The sequence below is a fragment of the Flammeovirga sp. MY04 genome, from assembly GCF_001682195.2.
GTDB classification, from domain to species: domain Bacteria; phylum Bacteroidota; class Bacteroidia; order Cytophagales; family Flammeovirgaceae; genus Flammeovirga; species Flammeovirga yaeyamensis.
In genome coordinates this window covers 1868608-1891763 of the sequence record NZ_CP003560.2, presented here as the reverse complement: position 1 = coordinate 1891763, position 23156 = coordinate 1868608, and the positions used below count along the sequence as shown (strand labels likewise).

Sequence of the window (23156 nt, the reverse complement as noted above, 5' to 3'; positions counted from 1 at the left end):
AATATTAAAGTCGGTGTTGTTGACTGAAAGTTACTAAGTCTGGAAAGAATTTAAAAAATTGTGACTGATAAAATTCATAATCTTTTTCCAGCCATTGGACAGCATTTGATAATTCCACTCGATTTTTTATTCGACGTTGCATGCCATTAAAAACTCGCTGCATTCCATACATTTTTGCATAAACATTGAGCCAATCATAATCTTTCATGAAAGGGTAGATGTCTAATGCTTTTTGCGGTACCCAATCTTCTTTCCAATAATTATGGGTGTAGAAATTATCTGCAAATGTAGAAAGTGCTAGGTGAGGTTCAAACTCGTTCCAGTGTTTGGCTAGAAAATGATCATAATAAATGTCGACCACAATTAAGGAGTATCTGCCAGCCACAGGTCTAAGATGTTGTTGAATTTCCTTAGTGACCTTATGATTGTCGGTATACTCATCAATTAAACGATGCAACTGCACACCTTTTCCTACTTTTTGAGGTAAGTGCGATAAATTTTTGCCTTTGACAAAATCACCAAGAAAGTTACCAAACATTTCTTCATGATCATCTCTTGATAAATATAGGTGTGCTAAATAATTCAATACTTCTGTGCTAATTGTTTGATTTCCTCCCCAATTTTTTTGCGAAGGCTAAAAGGTGATAGAACTTCAATTTGATTTCCCCAACTTAATATGATCGATCTCAATTCGTTATTATCGACTAATTTTAATCGAATTTCAACTCCATCTTTATCTTCTCTGATGATCTCTTGGGAATTATGAATCTTACTTGTTTTAATATAATTGGCAGCAATTGGACTCAATAATAAACGTATTTCTTGAGGTTTTCCTTTTAGTGTAACACCAATACAATTTTTAAAATAAGCTTCTCTATCAAAGTTAACATTGTGATGCTCGTAAGAGAACGTTTTATCTGATAATATTTCGATGTTTTTAATTCGGTCAATACCTAAAGTTCTAATACCTTCTCTGTTCTCTGCATATCCTGTAATGTACCAAAGTCCCTTAAATTCTTTGATTAGATATGGGTGGAAGTCATAAGTTTCGATCTCATCAACATCAAATTTTTGATAATGAATACGGATGACCTCATGATTTTTCGTCGAATTGATAAGGGAAGAAAATAGCTCGTTTCCTTTTGAATAAATGGACTTTTCTAGTTGTATAAAATTATCAAACTGCTTTTGTTGTCCATCATTAAATTTCTTAGTGATGTCCAATCCATCCAATACTTTATCCACAGCATCAGAAAAATTACTTAATACCGGAAGGGCCTTAAACTCGTAGAGAAAAGTTTCCACAAAGTTTAGTGCATCTAAATGTTCTTCAGTAAGATGATGTACGCCTAATAATTTATAATTGGGATCGCTATAAAAATAGCCATCATTTTTCTTGGAGTATTTAATAGGGGCATCAAATTCTTGCCTTAAAGCCTGTAAGTCTTTTTCTATGGTTGAAGGAGAATTGACACCAAATTCATCTCTGCATTTATCAAGTAAATACATTTTTGATGGGTAAGGATTCTGTTTATTTCGAATACAGCGATCTATTAATAGATATCTTAAAAAAGAAAGTTTACTACTTTTCATCGAATAACTTTTTTTGAATAGTTCATTAAAGTTACCAAGAAAAATGATTTATCTTGCGTTAAACAATTGTTTATTTTGATAATTATTGGCCGATATTTACACTCTTTGGAGAAAGATCTTTAAGCCTAAAAACAAAATGAATAAACAAATTGATTTTTTTGTGGAATAATAATTTAGATGGAGAAACTCTCACTAAAAAAACTATATAACGCAGGCTTAATTTTTTTAAGTTATCAATTGTCGAAGCGATTGAGGAAACCTATTCATTGGGGGAACCCGATTAGTATTGCTATTGAACCTACTACTTCCTGCAACCTTAGATGTCCGGAATGTCCGAGTGGTCTACGTTCTTTTACTCGACCAACAGGTATGTTGTCGGAAGACCTTTTTACGAAGGTGATCGATGAATTAAAAGATACACTAATGAATCTCACTTTCTATTTTCAAGGAGAACCTTATTTAAATAAGAACTTTTTGAAGATGGTAAAGATTGCTTCCGATAGAAAAGTATTTACTTCTACCTCTACTAACGCACATTATCTTAATGAAGAAATGTCGTTAAAAACGGTGGAGTCGGGTTTAGATCGTTTGATTGTCTCATTGGATGGAACTACCCAAGAAACCTATGAGAATTACAGAATAGGGGGCGATATCAATAAAGTAATTTCGGGAATTAAGAATGTGGTGGGTGCTAAGAAGCAGCTCAATTCATCTACACCTAAAATAGTGATACAATTCCTAGTGGTGCGACCTAATGAACATCAAATAGAGGAGGCAAAGCAATTGGCAAAAGATCTTGAGGTGGACGATATTCAGTTCAAAACTGCTCAAATCTATGATTATGAAAATGGATCGCCTTTAATTCCATCACTCGACCAATATTCTAGATATCAGAAAACTAAAGAAGGGAAGTATAAATTTAAAGGAAAATGGGAGCGACATTGCTGGAGGTTATGGAATTCTGCAGTGATTACTTGGGATGGAAAAGTAGTGCCCTGTTGTTTTGATAAAGATGCTAAATACGTTCTTGGTACTATAAAAAATGACTATATTGGCTTTAGAAAAATATGGAGAAGTCAATCTTATATCAATTTTAGAAAACAGATTTTGAAGGGGCGTGAAAATATTGATATATGTAAAAACTGTACAGAGGGATTGACAATTTATAATTGATTTTTTTGAGCGGCATCAAATAATATTTACTTTTTGATGTTCTATAATTAGAAACCAACATAACTTAATTGACAGTGAAGAACTTTTTGCATAAAACTCTTTTTATAGCATCATTTTTCTTGGTCACTTTTAACGCCAATGCACAAAATGAGTTAGGACTTCAAGCCTACGAACAAGAACGTTTGATATGGATTGCAGCCGTTATTTTCTTATTCACTCTTTGTGTTTCAATTGATGTTTTAAGGAGGCGTCAGCAGAAAAGAGGGCGAAAGTCTTACAATGCTCAAAAAGAAAAAATCAATTTTCTAGAAGAAAAGATCAAAGAATTGGAGGAAATGCAAACAAAGCCTTCAAGAATTAATAAGCCTAAAATTCAGGAAGAGATTGTAGAAATGTCTGGGGAAAATCTTCCTCAACAAACTTTCACTTCAGAAGAAAGTCATGATGAGGAATACACTTCTTCTCGATTAAAAGGGGTGCATGGAGATTCCTTAAGAGTAGTTGAGAACGATGATGTAGGTGAGTTAACGATGGTTTCGACACATAACTTCGGTAAACTAAAAGAAATTCAACCTAAAGAATTTATGGAGGAACTGATCGAAGAAGTGAAGGATAAATTACCTGATAATGTCAGTATTGATGCTCAAATTGGTGGTGCTCCTAAAGTGAAAATTAACCCGAACTCCTTTACAAAAGCAATTAACGCTTTGATACGTTGTTCAGCACATACCATAGAAGGAAACGGTAAGATCACCATCTCTTTGTATGCTTCCTTAGGTGAAGCACAGATTTCAATCTCTGATAACGGTAGAGGTTGGGGATTTGACGGTCAGTCATCTGAAGATATCAAAACGCTTGATTTGGCTAAGAAGATTTTAAAGGCTCAAAATGCTAGTTTCGATATGAATGCTCAACAAGGTAAGGGTACCGAAATGGTCATTTCAATATCAAATAAGTAGATATATAAAAAAATATTTTATAGAATGGACGTTGCACAGCAACGTCCTTTTTTATTTTTAAACTAATTCTTCTTCCAAAACATTTGCCCATGTCTGCATGTATTCAGCCGCATCCTCACGATTTCCTTTCTGAAGGTATCTAAATCCGCCTGGCAGGGCTTTTAATATCTTTTTGTTAGATAGATACTCCAAATGTGGGATGTCATCTACCTCTAAACCTACATCGAGTAGTGTGTCAATCATATTGTCGATAGGCATGCCGCTAGCAGGGCAATAGTCATTGGCAAATTCACTCCATTCATCCAATTTCTGACGTTGGGCAGTTTGGTAAATATCTTTAGAGTTCATTGGAGTGATTGCTTGAACAAGGTGACCACAATTACATTTTCCAGGATGCCCCCACATGTAATCCCCTGAAGTGATATTCTCTGCGGCCTCTCTTAATTTATTGATAAGTAGCTGATTCGATTTTGCCATAATTTACATTGATAAGTTAGATCTATATAAATCCAACATTTGTTGAATGAGAAGGTTTTATCAAAATATCAATTTTTTTGATAAAAATTGAGATAGATGTTTATTTATCAAAGTGTTATGTACGAAAAAAGGAGCCTTTTTAATAAAGACTCCCTCAACTATATCATTAAAGTAATTACCATTTGATGATAGCACTTGCCCATGTAAACCCTGAGCCGAATGCAGCTAAACAAATAATATCACCTTTCTTAATTCTACCCTCTTTAAATGCAGTAGTTAAACTGATTGGAATGGAAGCGGCAGTAGTGTTACCGTACTTCTGAATAGTATTCACCACTTTCTCATCAGGTAATTTCATTTTTGCTTGCACAAAGTTCGAAATTCTAAGGTTTGCTTGATGAGGCACCAATAAATCGATATCGTTTGCTGACATATTATTGGCTTGTAATGCTTCGCCAATCACCTCTTGGAAACGTACAACAGCATTTTTAAATACAAACTGACCATCCATGTAAGGGAATGCAGATCCACCTGGCTTCCAATAATCAGGATTGTTTCTTTCAGGCTTAGTGAACCCAGGATCAATAACGGCTAATTTCTCTGCGTGTTCCCCCTCAGAGTGCATGTGTGTAGAAAGAATACCTCTATCTTCATCTGTGGCAGATACGATCGCTGCTCCAGCACCATCACCAAAAAGAACAGTAACAGCACGACCCTCATCAGAGAAGTCCAAACCTCTAGAGTGAATTTCTGATCCTACCACCAGCACATGCTTATACATACCAGTTTTTATATACTGATCAGCAATAGATAAACCGTACACAAATCCAGAACATTGCTGTCTGATATCCAATGCAGGGATTGTTCTAAAGCCCATTTCTCTTTGAAGTAGCACACCAGAACCAGGGAAGATGTAATCGGCACTTAGCGTACAATAGATAATCAAATCGATATCATTTGCCGTAAGTTTTGCCATTTCTAATGCTTCTTCAGTAGCTTTTGCTGCTAAATGATAGTTTGCTTCATCGGGTGCGGCATAACGTCTTTCTTCAATACCAGATCGCTCACGAATCCATTCGTCTGATGTTGTAATCTGTTTTGCCAAGTCATCGTTTGTGACTACATTTTCTGGGACATAAAATCCTAACCCAGAAATCATTGCATTTTTCATATGTTACTCGGTTAATATGTGTTGGTTAGTAAGTAAGCAATTTTTGTTGTTCCATACTTTTGTGCTTACTTGTAACGAATCAAAAGATAGCAATTACTCTTGATTCGCTACATATACTTAAATTAAAGATACTTTTCTAAAAGATCAGCCATCTCTTGTTGTAATTTCTTGGCTTCATTTTGAGCAACTGAGGCGAAATCTTCACCATTTGAAGCATAAATGATTCCTCGAGATGAGTTGACCAATAAACCACATTCTTTGTTCATTCCATATTTCGCTACTCCTTGTAAGTCGCCACCTTGAGCACCTACACCAGGAACTAGCAAGAAATTATCTGGAGCTACTTTTCTAACATCCAATAAACTCTCTGCTCTAGTAGCACCTACTACAAACATTAACTGATCTGTAGAAGCCCATTCTTGGTTTTTCAGCATCACATCTTGAAACAGGAAATTTCCCGTTTCTTGGTTCACAATTTTCTGGAAATCTAAACCACCTTTATTTGAGGTGTGTGCCAAAACAATTACCCATTTTCCGTCCATAAGGAAAGGAGTTACAGAATCTTCACCCATGTAAGGGGCTACGGTAATTGAATCGAAATCCATGTTTTCAAAAAATGCTTTAGCATACATTTTTGAAGTGTTTCCAATATCACCACGTTTAGCATCTGCAATGCTGAAGTGAGATTTTGGCATGTATTCCAATGTCTTTTGTAAAGAAACCCAGCCTTTAGGACCTAAAGATTCATAGAATGCGATATTCGGTTTATAAGATACACAATAGTCAGCAGTTGCATCAATTATTTGTTTGTTAAATTCAAAAATTGGATCGTCTGCTTTGTGCAAATGAGCAGGGATTTTGTTTGGATCTGTATCCAATCCTACACACAGAAAGCTTTCCTTTTTCTTTATTTCTTCAAATAATTCTTTTTTTGTCATAATGCTATTTGCTACTTGGTATAATAAATTAGGTAAAAATAGAGAAATATCGTTCAATAATGAAGTGATATTCATTCTAAATTTATCCAAGCAGTCAGTCGAAAAAATAATTAATTGAGATTGAGAAAGATGTGTGTTACGAACTACAAGACAACATCGAACAGCCCACTTTATTTCTTGCCCAATCAGGGCGTTTAGCATACCATTTCTCCTTATCTTTTTGATGATCGTAGGGATGTTTCAATACTTCGAATAGTTCAGCTATTAATTCATAATTTTCTTTTTCGGCATCATCAATGGCTAATTGTGCCATGTAATTTCTTAACACATATTTTGGGTTAATACCATTCATTTTCTCCGTTCTTTCTTTTTGATCCATATTTTGATCTATCAATTTCGAACGATATGCTGTAAACCAAGATTCCCATAGGTCATAAATGCCTTCAGCTACTTCGTCAATATCATAAAAGGCAGGGCGAATTACGGAAAGCCAATTCTTTGTTTCCTGAGGGTCAAAATCAGATAGCTGACGGAAGAAAATAGTCATATCTGTTTCTGTTTTATGAAGCACTTTATTTAGTTCATTAATTAAAGTTTTATGCTCGCCTTCAAAAAGACCCAACTTTTCAGACATCATTGTATAATATGCCATATCGTAACTATCTCTATACTCATTTAACGCATCTTGAAGTCCTTCTGCTTCACCAATCAGAGGGAATAAAGCGTTGGCAAGTTTGAATAGATTCCATCCCACAATTTCACCTTGAGTGCCATATCTGTAACGCTTATTTACTCTATCTGTCGTGTTCGGAGTCCAGCCAAAATCGTAGCCTTCTAACCAACCGTAAGGACCATAATCAATGGTCAAGCCTAAAATCGACATATTATCGGTATTCATCACTCCATGTACAAAGCCTACTCTTTGCCAGTGTATCACCATCTCTAAATTTCTTTTACTTACTTCTCTAAAGAAATCGACATAGATTGTCTCACTATTGATGTCTAATTCAGGATAAAAATGAGTGATGGTATAATCAGCTAATTGTTTTAGAGTGGCGTGATCTTGTTGGGCAGCAAGAATTTCAAAATTTCCGAATCGGATAAATGATGGGGCTACTCTTGATACGATAGCACCAGGTTCGTATTTTGAATTACCATCGTACATCACATCTCTCAAAACTTTATCGCCGGAAAGAGAAAGTGATAATGCTCGAGTAGTTGGAATACCCAAATGATACATGGCTTCAGAACATAAATATTCTCTGATAGAAGACCTTAAAACAGCTAATCCATCGGCATGTCTAGAATAAGGAGTAAGGCCAGCACCTTTTAACTGTACTGCCCAATTTTTATGGTCATGCTCAACCTCAAAAAGATTGATTGCCCGACCATCTCCCAATTGTCCTGCCCACTGACCAAATTGATGCCCGCCATAGCACATAGCATAGGGTGTGGTATTAGGGTAAACCGCATTGCCCGTGACAATATCAAGGAATTCTTTGGAATCGATATCTTTTTTATTTATTCCAAGTGCTTCAACCATTTCATTCGAAACATGTAATAATTGAGGAGAGGATGTTTTCGTAGGAGTCACATAAGAGTAACAAGCATTCTCCACTTGTCTAATCGTATTTTTAACTTCTTTATCAGCTGGTAATTCAGAAGTGAAAGTATCAATGATCTTTAGTTTCATAATGAAAGGGTGGTTAAATGACTTTGCAAAAGTACGTGATAATGTAACAAAGGGCAAAAGGAGATGTTTTCAATTATAAATGTATTTCAAAACTATTTACTTAACCTTCAATGAATTAAAAAAATCCTTTAAATTCATTAAATACATTAACTAAAAAAGATAATTGTTACTAAATTTAGACCGTATAAACACAAAAACTTAAAATTTAGAAAATGAATAAAAACTTACGATTGCTAATCCCTTTATTATTGGGTGTTCTGTTAATTAGCTGTGAAGACGATAAAAATACCCTATATGAATCGGATCAATTTTCTGTATTTAAAGATCATGTAGAGCAAGGAGAGTACAAAGCAAATGTGGTGTCGAGTAAAGAAATGAACTCTACTTACAAAAGTCCTTTGCAAGATGCCTACAGCAGAGCAATTGAATTTAAATTTAGTATCAACGGAAAAGATGATGAATTGCCTTATGGTAAAAATCACCGTTTAGTAGTTCGTCCTGAAAATGGAAAATATACTTCTCCAGTAATAAAGTTTGGCGAACAAAAAGCAGATACTGAACAATTAGATAAAATGGATTGGATGGAGAAAAACACATCTGTAACCATTCGTGTTGATTTTTCTAAAGTTCTTAAGGATTTTGAAAACAAAGGATATTATGAAGATATCCATGGAGAAAAAATTTATAAGAAAGATTTTAAAGGGTTGTATGTAGCAGGAGGTAGTGCCCCTATGAAGTGGGACTTTGATAACCTTGGCGATTTCGAACAATTGAAAGATGAAAATGGAGATGGAGTGTATGAAATCACGCTAACTATGAATCAGCCTGATCCTGAAAAAATCACATCACCTGTGTGGAAGTCTTCTAAAGATTTAAGCAAATACCCAACCTATAATTCTGATATACCTTTAGTAGATGCTTTATATAACTTGGCTTTAAACGAATTAGTAGCGGACTCTGAAGCAGACGGTACATTTAGAACAGGTAAAGAATGGGGTGGAGTTTGGACAAGAGATATTTCTTATTCTATTGTTTTAAGTTTATCCATTTTAGATCCAGAAAGAGCAAAGACTTCTTTAAGAAGAAAAGTAAAAAGAAATAGAATCATCCAAGATACCGGTTCAGGAGGAGCATGGCCAGTATCATCCGATCGTGTAACATGGGCATTGGCTGCTTGGAATGTATATACTACTACAGGAGATAAGAAATGGTTAAAAGAGGCTTACGAAGTAATTTCTAATACCATTGAAGATGATATGATGGTGGTATATGATGAAGAAACGGGCTTAATGAGGGGGGAATCATCGTTCCTGGATTGGAGAAAGCAAACCTACCCACGATGGATGGATAATGTAGATATCTATAGATCATTAAATTTAGGTACGAACGTTGATCATTATGAGGCAATGCAAATTGCGGCTCGTATGGCTGGTTTATTAGGTAAAGAGAAAGATGCGAAAGCGTTTAAGGAAAAAGCAGTAAACTTAAAAAATGCTATCAATAATCATCTATGGATGGAGGATAAAGGTTATTATGCTCAATATTTATATGGTAGAGATTACATGGTACAATCACCAAAATTCGAAGCTTTGGGAGAAGCGTTATCCATAATATTTGATGTGGCTTCTGAAGAAAAAGCCAAAACGATTGTAGAAAAGTCGCCAATAACACCATTTGGAGCTGCATGCGTTTACCCTCAGATTCCTGGAATTAGACCTTACCATAATAACGGTATTTGGCCATTCGTTCAGGCCTATTGGAATATTGCAACAGCAAAAGCGGGTAATGGAATGGCTCTAGAGCATGGTTTAGCATCAATTTATCGTCCAGCAGCATTGTTCTTGACAAACAAAGAAAACTTTGTGGCAGAAGATGGAGATTATATGGATACTGAAGTAAATTCAGACGAGATGTTGTGGAGTTTATCAGGAAACATGGCCATGATATATCGTGTGTATTTCGGTATCAATATCGATGAAAAAGGGATACTACATTTTAATCCAGTTGTTCCAAAGAGATATGGTGGAAAGAAAGAATTGAAAAATGTAAAGCTATGGGAGAATAACCTAGATATCACTTTATCAGGATATGGTAATCAAGTGAAATCAATTACCATAGATGGAAAATCAGTAAATAAACCACAATTTGATTTATCAAAAGGAGGAAAGCATACGATAGAAATTGTATTATCTGATAATGACATTACTGAGGGCTCTTCTTCAAACAAGGTTCCTAATAAGTTCCATTTAGGAACACCGGTAGCTAAGTTGGAAGGTGGTGAATTTGTTTGGGAGGAAGTGAAGGGTGCAAATGAGTACGAAGTTTTCATTAATGGAAAATCAACTGCCAAAACCAACAAAACTTCATTCACTTTATCAGAGGATGCTAAGCTAACAGAAATTGCTGTTCGTGCCATCGATACTGATGGAGATGTATCTTACTTGTCAGAACCAATTCAAGTAGGTAAAATCATGACTAAAAATATCTCAAGAATTGCGAGGGCGAGTAAGAGGGTGAAAATTGCTGATGCACCTTCTGGAGTTTTAGAGTTATCTAAATCAAACAATAAAAAGGTTTCATTTAAAATGACCGTGCCTGAATCGGGTGATTATATGGTTTGGTTGTCGTATACTAATGGTAGTGGACCATGGAATACCGATAATAAATGTGCTATCCGAACACTCTATGTTAATAATACGAATTATGGTGCATTAGTAATGGCACAAAGAGGTACTGGAGAATGGTCGAGTATTGGTAAAACCAACCACATTTCGGTAAAATTAAAGAAAGGGGTCAACAACTTCTCTCTACGTTTTGAAGATTACAATGAAAACATGAATGTGGATGTAAATACAGCATTGATTGAGAATGTATATCTCATTAAAAAATAAATTTAGAAATACGTAATTTGAACGGGGTTTTAACTATTCGTAGTTAAAACCCTTTTTTTGTCTTTTTTTTGAATAGTTTTTTGAGTTATTTTTATAATATTATTAAATTCAAAAAAATCTTCAAGGCATATTGAAGCTTTCTAACTAGACTAAACCATTAATTTTTAGTATTTTACATTTGTTGAATGTTTGTGATTCTAAGATTCAACAAAACAATTTTTTAACCCTGTTGTTTATACAAATAGTTGAACAACTTTTTTCAGACTATTAAACAATTCAATAATGAGTTCAATCGGTATTATAGGTTCAGGTTTTTCGGGGCTTTCAGCAGCAGTCACTTTAGCAAATAAAGGACATGAAATTCACGTCTACGAAAAAAATGAAATGTCAGGAGGAAGAGCTAGAACTTGGACTCAAGATGGGTTTACATTCGATTTAGGTCCATCATGGTATTGGATGCCAGAAGTTTTTGAGAAATTCTTCGAGGAAAACGGTGCAAACGTTTCCGACTATTATCAATTAGAAAGATTATCACCCTCTTACAGAATTTATTGGTCTGAAGAAGACTACACAGATATACCATCAGACTTAGATGATCTAGGTGATTTATTTGAATCTTGGGAAAAAGGAGCAAAGCAACATCTACTTGATTTCATCGATGAAGCAGAAATCAAGTATAGAATCGGAATGGATGATTTTGTTCACAGACCTTCCTATTCTTTCTTGGACTTCGCAGAATGGCAAGTAGTAAAAAATATACCAAGGCTGAATTTGGTGAATAATTTCGCAAGCTATATAAGAAAGTATTTTAAACATGAGAAGATCCTTAAGATCTTAGAGTTTCCTGTTTTATTTCTTGGTGATGTAGCAAAACGTACACCTGCTTTATATAGTTTAATGAACTATGCTGATCTTAAATTAGGTACATGGTATCCAACAGGAGGTTTTGGTTCTGTAGCAAAAGCATTTGAAAAATTAGCCATTGAAAAGGGAGTTATTTTCCACTTCAACAGCAATGTGGAAAAAGTAATTTGTGAAGGTAGAGAAGCAACAGATTTTGTGATCAATGGAGAGAAAGTAAAGCATGATCAATGGATTGCTTCTTGCGATTATGAACATTTTGATCAGAAGTTATTACCCCAAAGCCATAGAAATTATTCTCCTTCTTACTGGGGAAAAAGAAAAATGGCTCCATCATGTTTGATGTATTATATTGGCCTAGATACTGAAATTCCTGAAATTTTACATCACAATTTATTTTTTGATACTGATTTCGATGCTCACGCATCAGAAATTTATGATCAACCTGCATGGCCAAAAGAACCATTATTCTACTCTTCTATACCTTCAAAAACAGACAATACTATTATTCCTGAAGGAGGAGAAAATTTGGTATTATTAATCCCGGTGGCACCTGGCTTAGAAGATACTGAAGAAATACGTGAAAAATATTTCCAAATAATGGTAGAAAGGTTAAAGAAATCTACCGGTTTGGACATCTCTAAACATATTATCTGTAAAAGAACATTTGCCTACAAAGATTTTGTAGAGGATTATAATGCATTCAGAGGAAACGCATATGGTCTTTCTAATGTTCTTACTCAAACAGCATTCCTTAAACCTTCCATAAAATTAAAGAAGATTGATAATGTTATGATGACAGGACAATTAACTGTGCCTGGCCCTGGAGTTCCTCCATCAATCATTTCAGGACAATTAGTCGCTAACGAAGTTTTAAAGAAATTACCAAGTATCCAATCTGTCAACGCTTAAACACTAACGTGCCCGTATTACTATGAAAAAAATTTATGATCATCTTAGTTACAAGTTATCAAAAGAGATAACTGTTAAATACACCACATCTTTCGCTATTGGAATTCGATTCTTATCTGAAGAATTAAGAAACCCTATTTATGCTATTTATGGATTTGTTAGAGTAGCAGACGAAATTGTTGACTCCTTTCATGGATTTGATAAAGAACAATTACTAAACGATTTTGAAAAGGACTGCTATAAAGCAATAGACGATGGTATTAGTACCAATCCTGTTTTACATGCTTATCAAGAAGTAGTCCGTAAATTTGGAATTGAAAGAGAATTAATTACGTTATTCATACGTAGTATGCGTATGGATTTAGGTAAAAAGAAATATACTGAACAGGAATACAAAGATTACATCCTTGGTTCTGCAGAAGTGGTAGGATTAATGTGTTTGAGGGTCTTTTTAAATGGGGATGAAAAAGAGTATCAACGTTTAAAACCTTCAGCAATGGCCTTAGGTTCTGCTTTTCAAAAGATTAATTTCTTAAGAGACTTAAAAGCAGATGTTAGAGATCTAGGCAGGGTGTACTTTCCTAATATTGATATTTCTTCATGGAACGAGGAAGTAAAAAAAGATGTGGAAGCTGATATTCAAAAAGACTTTGATTTTGGATTTGAAGGTATTAAGCAATTACCTAAAGAATCAAGATTTGGTGTTTATTTAGCATATATCTATTACACTAGATTATTCAAAAAAGTGAAAAACACACCTGCACATGTGATCTTGGAGGAAAGATTAAGAATTCCTGATCCTAAGAAATATGCATTGTTTTTTCAATCTTATGTTAGACATCAAGTAAACATTTTATAAAATGGAGCCAAAGGTAATACTAGTAGATGAGCAAGATAATGAAGTAGGGACAATGGGTAAACAATTAGCTCATGTCGAAGGTGTATTACATCGTGCTTTTTCAGTCTTTTTATTTAACAAAAAAGGAGAGCTCTTATTACAGCAGCGTGCATTGAGTAAGTATCATTCGGGTGGTTTATGGACAAATACATGCTGTAGTCACCCAATGCCCAATGAAGATCTAAATGTAGCTGTAAAAAGGCGCTTGGTTGAAGAGTTAGGAATTACAGCAGATACTACAGCAATAGGTTCTGTTTTGTATAAAGCGGAGTTTGGTAATGGATTAATCGAACATGAATATGATCATGTTTTTATCGGGGAATACGATGGTCATCCAACAATTAATAAAGAGGAAGTAGAAACTGTAAAGTACTTTTCTTTGGAAGATTTGGATGATTGGCTCACAAATAAACCTAATGATTTTACTGCTTGGTTCCCATTATGTCTTGATATAGTAAAGCAGGAAATCCAATCAAAAATAACTTTATGAAAAAAGCCATTGTCATAGGAGCAGGAATCGGTGGAGTTTCTGCAGCTTTAAGAATAAACAAACTCGGATACAAGGTGACTGTGCTTGAGGGTACCGATACGGTAGGCGGCAAGCTAAAAGAATTTTCTATGGATGGATTTCGTTTTGATCGAGGTCCATCCTTATTTACTTTACCACATTTGGTAGAGGAACTATTTGAGTTGTACGATCGTGATGTTGATCAATACTTTAAGTATAACAAACACGAGATTGCTACCAAATACTTCTACGAAGATGGTACTGAATTTACAAGTTATACTGATGCAGAAAAATTTGCTGATGAAATAAAAAAAGTATGGGGCGTAGATGTAAGTGAAGTAATGCATCAGATAATTGATGATTACAAGAAAACATCACCTATTTTTTTAGAAAGCGGACTAACCAAAATTACAGACTTATTCACCAAAGAAGTATTTGATGCACTGCCAGTACTTACTAGACTAGGTTGGTTTGAATCACTTCATGAATTCAATAAAAAATATTTTAAGAACGATCAATTAGTACAGCTTTTTGATCGATATGCCACTTATAATGGATCTAGTCCTTATAAAACACCATCAATTATGAGGGTGATAAGTGCATTAGAACATTCTGATGGAGTCTTTTTCCCAAAAGAGGGTATGCGTTCTATCATTACTTCCTTAACTAAATTAGCAGAAGAGGTAGGTGTTGAGTTTAAATTAAACGAACAAGTTACTGGAGTAAAGTATTTAGGTCGTGAAATTAAAGAAGTAAATACATCAAATAAAACTTACGAAGCTGATGTGTTTATTTGTAATGCTGATGTGAATTTCTTTTTACCTGAAGTATTGGGAGAGAAAATCAAAACACCTAAGCCAAAAGAATTATCATCATCAGCAATGGTATTTTATTGGGGTATTGATCATGATTTTAAGCAACTGGATCTCCATAACATATTTTTCTCAAACGATTATCAGAAAGAGTTTAAACAACTTTTTGATGAACTGAAGATTCCAGAGGATCCTACTATTTATGTACATATTAGTAGTGTATTGAATAAGAATGATGCACCAGAGAATTCTCAGAATTGGTTTGTGATGATCAATGTACCTGCTTTACCAGAAGTATTTACAAAAGAAAAAGTTTCAGAAATAGAAACTCTTTTGATTAAAAAACTGAGTGAGTTCTTGAAGGTTGATCTGAATGAAAAAATTGTTTGTTCAAAAAATTGGACACCTAAAACAATTGAAGAGGATACACTAAGTTGGAAAGGTGCTTTGTATGGTTTAAATAGTAATAAATTAACACATGCACTTTACAGACAAAGAAATAAATCGAATCATTACAAGAATTTATACTTTGTGGGTGGTAGTGTTCATCCGGGAGGAGGTATCCCACTTTGTTTAAATAGTTCTAAAATTGTAGAAAGTTTAATCAATGAGTAGTAAAGAACTGATATTGAAATTGCAATCCTATAGTCCTGAATTAAAGGTAAAGGTCGTCCTACTCATTTTTTATAGTGTAGGAGGGGTAGTAGCTTTCACACCTTTAAATCAACTATTACTACCTTTCACTCCCGTTTTATTAACTGCATCTTTTATTGTATTATTTTCTTTTGAAGAAAATCGAAGTCAGCCTTTTTATTATTGGTTGATTTTTACCTACCTCGTCAGCTTCTTTGTTGAATGGCATGGTACTACATATGGATTACTTTTTGGGGAATATGTTTATTTAAACAATCTAGGACCCAAAGTATTCGATGTGCCTTTGGTCATACCTATCAATTGGATCATTTTAGCGATTGCAGGATTTAATATAGGAAGTTCTTTTAAAGGAAAGTTACCACTATTACCTATAGCTCTTATTTGCAGTGTGATAGTCGTGATGTTAGATGTACTTATAGAGATTGTCTGTGAACCACTTGGTTTTTGGGTTTGGGATGATGGAATGCCACCCTTCAAAAACTATTTCACATGGTGGTTTTTTATGTCTATCTTTATCTATCTAAAACTGAAATATATTCCTAACAGAAATAATTTATCGATATTTTTATTTATTCTAATTTTAGGATACTTTTTCCTACAAGTTATTGCTCATAATCTATAATCATTATGGAAATTATTATTAATTCACTAATCGTACTAACAACTTTCTTTTTTATGGAATTTGTAGCTTGGGCTACACATAAATATGTAATGCACGGATTTCTTTGGTATTTACACGAAGATCACCATGAACCTCACGATCATTTTTTTGAAAAAAATGATGCTTTCTTCCTCATTTTTGCAGTACCCTCTTGGTTGGGTATTATGTTAGGAATGATGTACAACCAGTATGTATTTGTATGGATAGGAACTGGTATTGCATTATATGGTTTATGTTATTTCTTAACACATGATGTGTTAATTCATCGTCGTTTTAAATGGTTTGATAAAACCAATAACAGATACTTTAGAGCCATTAGAAAAGCGCACAAAGTACATCATAAAAATCAAGGGAAATACGATAGTAAGTGTTTTGGAATGCTGATTGTACCTAAGAAATATTGGGAAGAAGCAAAAGCTAAACCATCAAGAAATAAACAAAAACACAAAAATGCCGGAGCAGTTTAATTTATATTTAATCATAAACTTCATAGCATTAGCAGGGCCATTTTTTTTAAGTTTCGATAAAAAAGTGGCCTTTTATAAGCATTGGGGAAAACTATTATTTTCACTAATATTTCTTTGGACAATTTATTTGCCTTGGGATATTTTCTTCACAGCAACAGATCAATGGGGCTTCAACCCAGACTATTTGATAGGGATTGAGTTTGCTTTTCTACCTGTTGAAGAGTGGATGTTCTTCCTGATCATTCCTTACTGTTTCTTGTTTATTTATGAATGTGTAAAAGCTTATTTTCCTTCGACAACATCGAAGACGGAAATGCCTTATTATTTATTGCTCGGGATAGCAGTTTCACAAACGATTCATGGAGGTATTTACTCTTATATGAACCTTATTGTTATTCTTTTTGGCTTTTTGATTACAAGAAACTCATTGACAAAGGCCTTTTGGATAAGTTATGCAATCACATTATTTCCTTTCCTAATTTTTAACGGAATACTTACTGGTAGTATTACACCTTCACCTGTAGTTTGGTATAATCAAGCAGCGTTTAGCGGTGTTAGAGTGGGTACGATTCCTTCAGAGGACTTTATCTATTTATTAGGAATGATGTTGCTTTGTATTAAAGGGTGGTATTGGATGGAAAAGAAGTAAGGGGAAAGTAAAAAGTAAGAGGGAAGTTGAGATTTTTGTAATTCTTGGGGAATTTGAGTTAGGAGTTAGGAGTTAGGAGTTAGGAGTTGCAGTATTAACGCAGAAGCAAATACTGGCGCAAATGTTAAGCGACAGCGTCATTTGTGCCCATAAACGTTAGAGGTCTCCCGACCTCGTTTTTAAATTAAAGAACTAAGGAACTAAGGAAGATTCTCTTCTTTGGATAGAGAGGTGGTGAAACCCCTCGATTCAATTTTACAAAACCATCGTATACTTCATGACTTTTACTTTTCATACCTCAAAATTTACTGACCTTCCCCAACGAGGTGGTGCAACCCCTCGTGATGCATCTAGGTCTACCATATTCACTATTTTATCAAAAGTAATATAACATTCAAGCTCAATAAGTGATCAAAATATGTTCACCTAAGGCACGAGGTAGTCTTATAGTAAAATCCTATATTCTAATCATTCAAATACCCAGGTAACCAAGTCACAATTTCCGGGAATAACACTACAATCAAAATCAATATCAATTGGATGCCTATGTAGGGAAGTATTCCTTTATAGATATCAGATGTTTTGATACTTCTTGGGGCAACTCCTTTTAGATAAAATAGGGAGAACCCAAATGGTGGGGTGAGGAAAGAAGTTTGTAGGTTTAATGATATCAATATTCCTATCCATAATAAATTCATATCATAAAGTAAGAAGATTGGGGTGACTACTGGAATAAATATGAATATGATTTCTATAAAGTCAATAAAGAACCCTGCAATGAAAATACCTAACATTACAATCGCTAAAAAGGCGTAGGGAGAAAGGTTAGCTTGTTGAATAAAGTGAACGAGCATTTCGTCTCCTCCTAATCCTCTGAAGACTAAACCGAATGCAGTGGCACCTACTAATATCATGAATACCATACTACTCAAATGTCCACTTTCATAGGCGGCATCTTTCATTACTTTCCAAGTAAGTTTCTTTTCGAATAGAGTTAATATTGTGGCACATAATGCTCCAATCCCTGCAGCTTCTGTTGGAGAGGCGATGCCTAGGAATATACTTCCTAATACGGCTATAATCAATAAGAAAGGTAGGACAAAAGTATTTAATAAGGATTTGTAGGATAATTCATTTTTAAATTGTTGTATTTCTTCTTGAGAATAATGTGGGACTTTCTCAGGATTGAAAACAGCATAGATATATACAAAAAGGATGTATAATGTCACCAATGCAACTCCTGGAATAACAGCAGCGACAAATAAATCACCAATTGAAATATTCATCACATTACCCATTAATATTAATACAATACTAGGAGGGATAATTTGCCCTAATGTACCAGATGCAGCTATAATACCTGTAGCATATTTTTTATCATATCCTCGATTAAGCATGGCAGGGAGACTCATTAAGCCCATAGTTACCACAGTTGCACCAACAATTCCTGTAGAGGCTGCAAGCATAGCACCTACAATGGCTACAGAGATGGCGAGTCCGCCTTTAAATCTACCCAATAGAATCGCCATAGTTTGTAATAATCGTTGAGCAATTCCAGATTTTTCCAACATCACACCCATATATATGAACAATGGAACGGCAATAAGAATTTGATTATTCATCGTTCCATAGATTCTCAATGGGAGGAGATAGAAAATATCTGTTCCAAAAGTAAAGTAGCCAAAAAGTAGGGAGATACCTGCTAAAGTAAATGCAACAGGAAAACCTAAAAGTAATGTGACAAATAAACAGAGGAATAAAAGTAGTAATATCATGAGGTGAGAGTTCCTTTTAATTCGAATAATTTACTCAACATCAAACTGACTCCTTGAAGAAGAAGCAAAGACATTGATATTGGGATGATGGCTTTAATAATAAATCGGAAGTGTAATCCACCGGCATCAGTAGACTTTTCCATAATCACCCATGAATTATATACATATGGAATGCTTGCATGGATAACAAAAAGACAAAAGGGAATAAGAAAAAACAGAATGCCAAAAATATCTACCCATCGCTTATTTCGGTCAGAAAACTTCTGATACAAGGCATCTACACGAACATGTTTATTCATTAATAAAGTATTGGGAGCATTGAGTAGAAAAATACACCCGAAAATGTGCCATTCTAGTTCTGTTATTCCTGCCGTACTAAAATTGAAAAAATATCTGAGTGCCACATCCACACAAACAATCAAGATTAAAAGTATTGTAAAAAGTGAAATTCCTTTTCCAATAGTTTTATTTAACAAATTAATCCAATGAAGAAGTTTGTCCATAGTAAAAAATGCTATTATCGGTCTATGTCATTGATAATCCGATAGAATAGGAAAAAATAGCTTGAAAAATGTCTTTTTATTAACAACAAAAATAGTTCATATTATTAAATTACTTATAAATCTTTCTACTTTTGATACAAATTTGGTTGATAACTGTTCGAATTATCTTTAATTTCGCCGTTCAGTAGCTTATAAATTAATCTACATATCAATTTATTGTTCAAGAAGGGGTTTTTACCATGAGTATAAACATAGATAAAGCAAATCTACCGAAACACGTTGCCATTATAATGGATGGAAACGGAAGGTGGGCAAAGAAGCAAGGAGCAAAAAGAATTTTTGGTCACAGAAATGCTATCAAGGCTGTACGTGAAGCTACCGAAGGCTGTGCAGAGTTGGGAATAGATTTTCTTACACTTTATGCTTTTTCTACAGAAAACTGGGATAGACCTAAAGCAGAAGTTTTAGGTTTAATGCAATTATTAGTTTCTACTATACGCTCAGAAACTAAAACCCTGACTAAGAATAATGTAAAGCTCAAAGCAATTGGTGACCTTTCTAAGTTGCCATCCGACTGTCGAAAAGAATTGCAAGAAGCAATACAACTAACAGAAGGAAATACGGGTCTAACATTAGTGTTGGCATTAAGCTATAGTGGGAGATGGGATCTAACTCAAGCGACACGTCGAATGAGTGAAGATTTTAAAGAAGGTAAAATTGATAGTATTGAACAAGATACGATCAAACAATATCTTTCTACTGCTGCTATGCCTGATCCTGAACTCCTCATCAGAACAAGCGGAGAACAAAGAATTAGTAATTTCTTGTTATGGGAAATTGCTTATACTGAATTATTTTTTACGAATATACTCTGGCCTGATTTCCGTAGAGACGTTTTACATGATGCAATAATGGCTTTCCAAAATAGAGAGCGCCGTTATGGTAAGACTAGTGAACAACTAACTACATAATCAGATTATTAAAGTATTTAAAAGACATCAAGCAAGACGCATGATATCATCTAATAAAACAGTGAAGACACTGTTGATGTTCATCTCAATTTGGACGATCGCAATAACATCCTCTTATGCTCAATTTGGGACAAACTATGGTTCGCAAAGCAACAAGTATAATGTAGACTACGGTACTCCGGTAGAGTATACTATCGCAGGTATTGATGTTGTTGGTGCAGACTTTAACGACAAAAATGCCCTTATCAATATCGCTGGCTTTAAAGTGGGAGAAAAAATTAAAATCCCTGGAGACGCGATTAGTAAAGCGGTAAAGAAATTATGGAAACTTGGTATTGTTGGTGATGTACAAATCAACATCACTGAGATTCAAGGAAACGATGTTTACCTTCAAATTGCCTTGAAGGAACGTCCTAAGCTATCAAAATTCTATTTTGAGGGAATCAAGAAAGGTCAAGCCAAAACCTTAACTGATAAAGTACAGTTAGTGAGAGGTAGAATCGTAACGGAGTCTATGATTCGTAATACTCAGAATATCATTAAGGATCACTACGCTGAAAAAGGTTTTAAAAACACAGAAGTTAAAATTGTAAAGGAAAAAGATCCTGTTTTAGCCAACTCTGTAGTTTTAAGAATTGATGTTCAAAAGAACTCTAAGGTTAAGATTGAAGAAATTAATCTTGCTGGAGTAGAAAAGCTGACTGAAAAGAAGGTAAAGCGTAAGTTAAAGAAGACGAAGGAAAAGAGGTTTGGTAGAATCTTTACGCCATCAAAATTCGTTGCAGAAGAATATAAAAACGATAAGAAAAGTTTAGTTCAATACTATAACGAAGAAGGTTACCGTGATGCTGAAATCTTAAGAGACTCTGTTTATGATGTGGACCCTAAGATGGTATCAATTGATATGGATATCTACGAAGGTACTCGTTATTACTATAGAAATATTACTTGGACAGGTAATTATAAATATACCAACGAAGAGTTAGGAAAAGTATTGGGTATAACAAAAGGAGATGTATACAATACAACTGAACTAAACAAACGTCTTTCATTTAACCCGAACGGTCAAGATATTTCTGCCCTATATATGGATGATGGTTACCTATTCTTTAGCGTAACTCCTACAGAAATTATGGTAGAAGGAGATTCAGTTGATGTTGAAATGAGAGTTTTTGAAGGTGAGCAAGCTTATGTTTCAAAGATTATCGTTAATGGCAACACGAAAACATCCGATCACGTAATTTACCGTGAGATCCGTACCTTGCCAGGTCAGAAATTCTCTAGATCAGATTTAATTAGAACGCAGAGGGAATTATCAACTCTAGGTTACTTTGACCCAGAAACTATTGATATTCAACCTAAGCCAAATATGTCAAATGGTACTGTAGATATCCAATATGGATTAACAGAAAAAGCCAATGACCAGATCGAATTATCCGGTGGTTGGGGTGGTTTCTATGGTTTCGTAGGTACTGTAGGTCTAGTATTCAACAACTTCTCATTAAGAAACGTAACGGACTTCTCTAAGTGGAGACCTCTACCAGCAGGTGATGGTCAAAGACTACAATTGAGGGTTCAAGCATCAGGTATTCAATACCAAACTTACTCAGTGTCATTTACTGAACCTTGGTTAGGAGGTCGTAAGCCGAACTCATTAACGGTAAGTTATAACTACTCTAATCAAAACTCATACAGTGGTGATGTGAAAATTGGTAGTTTAGGTATTAATGCAGCAACAGTTGCATTAGGTAGAAGATTACAATGGCCGGATGACTGGTTTACAATGTCGAATTCATTGTCATTCCTAGTATATGATTTGAATAACTGGTATGCTACTGGTTTTGGTGATTATAACAACGGTAAATCTTATAACTTAACGTTCAATACTACTCTATCAAGAAACAGTATTGACCAACCAACTTACCCACGTAGAGGTTCACAAGTATCCTTGAGTGTGAGTTTAACTCCTCCTTACTCTGCATTTGGTGACAAAGACTTCTCAGATCCATCAATTTCTGACGAAGAGCGTTACAAGTGGGTAGAGTACCATAAGTGGATGTTTGATAACGCTTGGTACCAATCAATCATTGGTGACTTAGTAATGGCAGTAAGAGCCCACGTTGGTTTCTTAGCAGCATATAACCAAGATAAAGGTTTAGGTCCATTCGAACGTTTCATTATGGGTGGTGACGGTTTAACGCAACAATTCGCACTACTAGGTACGGAAACTATTGGTTTAAGAGGTTATGAAAACAACTCCATCGTTCCTTATGAATCGAATGGTCTTGGTGGTGTAGTTTATAACAAATATGTAATGGAACTTAGATATCCAGTATCATTAAACCCTGCAGCAACGATCTACTTATTAGGTTTCGCAGAAGGTGGTAATAACTGGGCGACAATTGACGAGTTCAACCCATTTGAAATGTATAAATCAGCTGGTTTTGGTGCCAGAATCTTCATGCCTGCATTCGGTATGTTAGGTATTGACTGGGCTTACGGTTTCGATGCCGCACCGGGTAGATCTGATCCAAGTGGTAGCCAATTCCACTTTACAATCGGTCAACAGTTGAGATAAAAAATATTGTAC

General features: G+C 34.7%; 20 protein-coding genes. 12 read left to right on the top strand and 8 right to left on the bottom strand.

Features of this window, described 5'->3' with window-relative positions; all coding sequences use genetic code 11:
* Positions 1–4 precede the first annotated feature (4 nt).
* Both MY04_RS07680 and MY04_RS07675 read right to left on the bottom strand, forming a co-directional pair.
* Complete coding sequence (locus MY04_RS07680) at positions 5–586, bottom strand: acyl carrier protein phosphodiesterase (protein WP_066208298.1); 582 nt, start codon at positions 584–586, stop codon at positions 5–7.
* On the bottom strand, positions 583–1593 hold the full coding sequence (locus MY04_RS07675; RefSeq protein ID WP_066208296.1) for a helix-turn-helix transcriptional regulator: 1011 nt from the start codon (positions 1591–1593) through the stop codon (positions 583–585). Before MY04_RS07675 ends, MY04_RS07680 begins: the two co-directional genes overlap by 4 nt.
* Positions 1594–1770: 177 nt before the next feature.
* Here MY04_RS07675 and MY04_RS07670 point away from each other — a divergent pair, with 177 nt between their 5' ends.
* The gene (locus tag MY04_RS07670; protein WP_066208294.1) at positions 1771–2766 is read left to right on the top strand and encodes a radical SAM/SPASM domain-containing protein; all 996 of its coding nucleotides are present in this window, start codon (positions 1771–1773) and stop codon (positions 2764–2766) included.
* Between the two features lie 74 nt (positions 2767–2840).
* Positions 2841–3725 (top strand): hypothetical protein, encoded by an 885-nt coding sequence (locus MY04_RS07665; RefSeq protein ID WP_158297611.1) that lies wholly within the window; start codon positions 2841–2843, stop codon positions 3723–3725.
* A gap of 57 nt (positions 3726–3782) precedes the next feature.
* Here MY04_RS07665 and MY04_RS07660 read toward each other — a convergent pair whose 3' ends face one another.
* From MY04_RS07660 to MY04_RS07645, 4 genes are all read right to left on the bottom strand, one after another.
* On the bottom strand, positions 3783–4202 hold the full coding sequence (locus tag MY04_RS07660; protein ID WP_066208289.1) for a hypothetical protein: 420 nt from the start codon (positions 4200–4202) through the stop codon (positions 3783–3785).
* Between the two features lie 175 nt (positions 4203–4377).
* The gene (locus MY04_RS07655; protein ID WP_066208287.1) at positions 4378–5373 is read right to left on the bottom strand and encodes a 3-oxoacyl-ACP synthase III family protein; all 996 of its coding nucleotides are present in this window, start codon (positions 5371–5373) and stop codon (positions 4378–4380) included.
* Between the two features lie 122 nt (positions 5374–5495).
* Positions 5496–6311: an orotidine-5'-phosphate decarboxylase gene (gene pyrF, locus MY04_RS07650; RefSeq protein WP_066213116.1), complete on the bottom strand. Its 816-nt coding sequence runs from the start codon at positions 6309–6311 to the stop codon at positions 5496–5498.
* Between the two features lie 136 nt (positions 6312–6447).
* On the bottom strand, positions 6448–8004 hold the full coding sequence (locus MY04_RS07645) for a protein adenylyltransferase SelO (RefSeq protein ID WP_066208284.1): 1557 nt from the start codon (positions 8002–8004) through the stop codon (positions 6448–6450).
* A gap of 212 nt (positions 8005–8216) precedes the next feature.
* Between MY04_RS07645 and MY04_RS07640 the strand changes: the two genes are divergently transcribed.
* The 8 genes from MY04_RS07640 (at position 8217) to MY04_RS07605 (ending at position 17317) form a co-directional block, all read left to right on the top strand.
* A complete protein-coding gene (locus tag MY04_RS07640; RefSeq protein ID WP_066208282.1) occupies positions 8217–10895 on the top strand; it encodes an alpha-L-rhamnosidase-related protein in 2679 nt (892 codons plus the stop codon).
* Between the two features lie 282 nt (positions 10896–11177).
* A complete protein-coding gene (locus tag MY04_RS07635) occupies positions 11178–12668 on the top strand; it encodes a phytoene desaturase family protein (protein WP_066208279.1) in 1491 nt (496 codons plus the stop codon).
* A 22-nt stretch (positions 12669–12690) separates the two neighbouring features.
* Entirely contained in the window at positions 12691–13527 is an 837-nt protein-coding gene (locus MY04_RS07630; RefSeq protein ID WP_066208277.1) for a phytoene/squalene synthase family protein, read from the top strand.
* Position 13528: 1 nt separating this feature from the next.
* Entirely contained in the window at positions 13529–14056 is a 528-nt protein-coding gene (gene idi / locus MY04_RS07625) for an isopentenyl-diphosphate Delta-isomerase (RefSeq protein ID WP_066208275.1), read from the top strand.
* Positions 14053–15501, top strand: coding sequence for a 1-hydroxycarotenoid 3,4-desaturase CrtD (gene crtD / locus MY04_RS07620; RefSeq protein WP_066208272.1), 1449 nt, complete (start codon positions 14053–14055; stop codon positions 15499–15501). Before idi ends, crtD begins: the two co-directional genes overlap by 4 nt.
* Entirely contained in the window at positions 15494–16162 is a 669-nt protein-coding gene (locus MY04_RS07615; RefSeq protein ID WP_066208270.1) for a carotenoid biosynthesis protein, read from the top strand. The genes crtD and MY04_RS07615 overlap by 8 nt, the downstream gene beginning before the upstream one ends.
* A gap of 5 nt (positions 16163–16167) precedes the next feature.
* Positions 16168–16668, top strand: coding sequence for a sterol desaturase family protein (locus MY04_RS07610; RefSeq protein ID WP_066208269.1), 501 nt, complete (start codon positions 16168–16170; stop codon positions 16666–16668).
* On the top strand, positions 16652–17317 hold the full coding sequence (locus MY04_RS07605) for a lycopene cyclase domain-containing protein (RefSeq protein WP_066208267.1): 666 nt from the start codon (positions 16652–16654) through the stop codon (positions 17315–17317). The genes MY04_RS07610 and MY04_RS07605 overlap by 17 nt, the downstream gene beginning before the upstream one ends.
* Before the next feature lie 464 nt (positions 17318–17781).
* Here MY04_RS07605 and MY04_RS07600 read toward each other — a convergent pair whose 3' ends face one another.
* Complete coding sequence (locus MY04_RS07600) at positions 17782–19092, bottom strand: TRAP transporter large permease (RefSeq protein WP_066208265.1); 1311 nt, start codon at positions 19090–19092, stop codon at positions 17782–17784.
* Complete coding sequence (locus MY04_RS07595; protein ID WP_066208261.1) at positions 19089–19595, bottom strand: TRAP transporter small permease subunit; 507 nt, start codon at positions 19593–19595, stop codon at positions 19089–19091. Before MY04_RS07595 ends, MY04_RS07600 begins: the two co-directional genes overlap by 4 nt.
* A gap of 239 nt (positions 19596–19834) precedes the next feature.
* Between MY04_RS07595 and MY04_RS07590 the strand changes: the two genes are divergently transcribed.
* Positions 19835–20566 (top strand): isoprenyl transferase, encoded by a 732-nt coding sequence (locus tag MY04_RS07590; RefSeq protein ID WP_066208259.1) that lies wholly within the window; start codon positions 19835–19837, stop codon positions 20564–20566.
* A 40-nt stretch (positions 20567–20606) separates the two neighbouring features.
* Positions 20607–23144, top strand: a complete 2538-nt coding sequence (bamA, locus tag MY04_RS07585) for an outer membrane protein assembly factor BamA (protein WP_101958134.1) — start codon at positions 20607–20609, stop codon at positions 23142–23144.
* Positions 23145–23156: the final 12 nt, after the last annotated feature.

Bases quoted from the DNA above. Each gene is read 5' to 3' on its own strand.
- MY04_RS07645 (WP_066208284.1), bottom strand. From the start codon at position 8,004: ATGAAACTAAAGATCATTGATACTTTCACTTCTGAATTACCAGCTGAT.
- MY04_RS07600 (WP_066208265.1), bottom strand. From the start codon at position 19,092: ATGATATTACTACTTTTATTCCTCTGTTTATTTGTCACATTACTTTTA.
- MY04_RS07630 (WP_066208277.1), top strand. From the start codon at position 12,691: ATGAAAAAAATTTATGATCATCTTAGTTACAAGTTATCAAAAGAGATA.
- bamA (WP_101958134.1), top strand. From the start codon at position 20,607: ATGATATCATCTAATAAAACAGTGAAGACACTGTTGATGTTCATCTCA.
- MY04_RS07675 (WP_066208296.1), bottom strand. From the start codon at position 1,593: ATGAAAAGTAGTAAACTTTCTTTTTTAAGATATCTATTAATAGATCGC.
- MY04_RS07610 (WP_066208269.1), top strand. From the start codon at position 16,168: ATGGAAATTATTATTAATTCACTAATCGTACTAACAACTTTCTTTTTT.
- MY04_RS07590 (WP_066208259.1), top strand. From the start codon at position 19,835: ATGAGTATAAACATAGATAAAGCAAATCTACCGAAACACGTTGCCATT.
- idi (WP_066208275.1), top strand. From the start codon at position 13,529: ATGGAGCCAAAGGTAATACTAGTAGATGAGCAAGATAATGAAGTAGGG.
- pyrF (WP_066213116.1), bottom strand. From the start codon at position 6,311: ATGACAAAAAAAGAATTATTTGAAGAAATAAAGAAAAAGGAAAGCTTT.
- MY04_RS07605 (WP_066208267.1), top strand. From the start codon at position 16,652: ATGCCGGAGCAGTTTAATTTATATTTAATCATAAACTTCATAGCATTA.
- MY04_RS07670 (WP_066208294.1), top strand. From the start codon at position 1,771: ATGGAGAAACTCTCACTAAAAAAACTATATAACGCAGGCTTAATTTTT.
- MY04_RS07640 (WP_066208282.1), top strand. From the start codon at position 8,217: ATGAATAAAAACTTACGATTGCTAATCCCTTTATTATTGGGTGTTCTG.
- MY04_RS07595 (WP_066208261.1), bottom strand. From the start codon at position 19,595: ATGGACAAACTTCTTCATTGGATTAATTTGTTAAATAAAACTATTGGA.
- crtD (WP_066208272.1), top strand. From the start codon at position 14,053: ATGAAAAAAGCCATTGTCATAGGAGCAGGAATCGGTGGAGTTTCTGCA.
- MY04_RS07635 (WP_066208279.1), top strand. From the start codon at position 11,178: ATGAGTTCAATCGGTATTATAGGTTCAGGTTTTTCGGGGCTTTCAGCA.
- MY04_RS07660 (WP_066208289.1), bottom strand. From the start codon at position 4,202: ATGGCAAAATCGAATCAGCTACTTATCAATAAATTAAGAGAGGCCGCA.
- MY04_RS07655 (WP_066208287.1), bottom strand. From the start codon at position 5,373: ATGAAAAATGCAATGATTTCTGGGTTAGGATTTTATGTCCCAGAAAAT.
- MY04_RS07615 (WP_066208270.1), top strand. From the start codon at position 15,494: ATGAGTAGTAAAGAACTGATATTGAAATTGCAATCCTATAGTCCTGAA.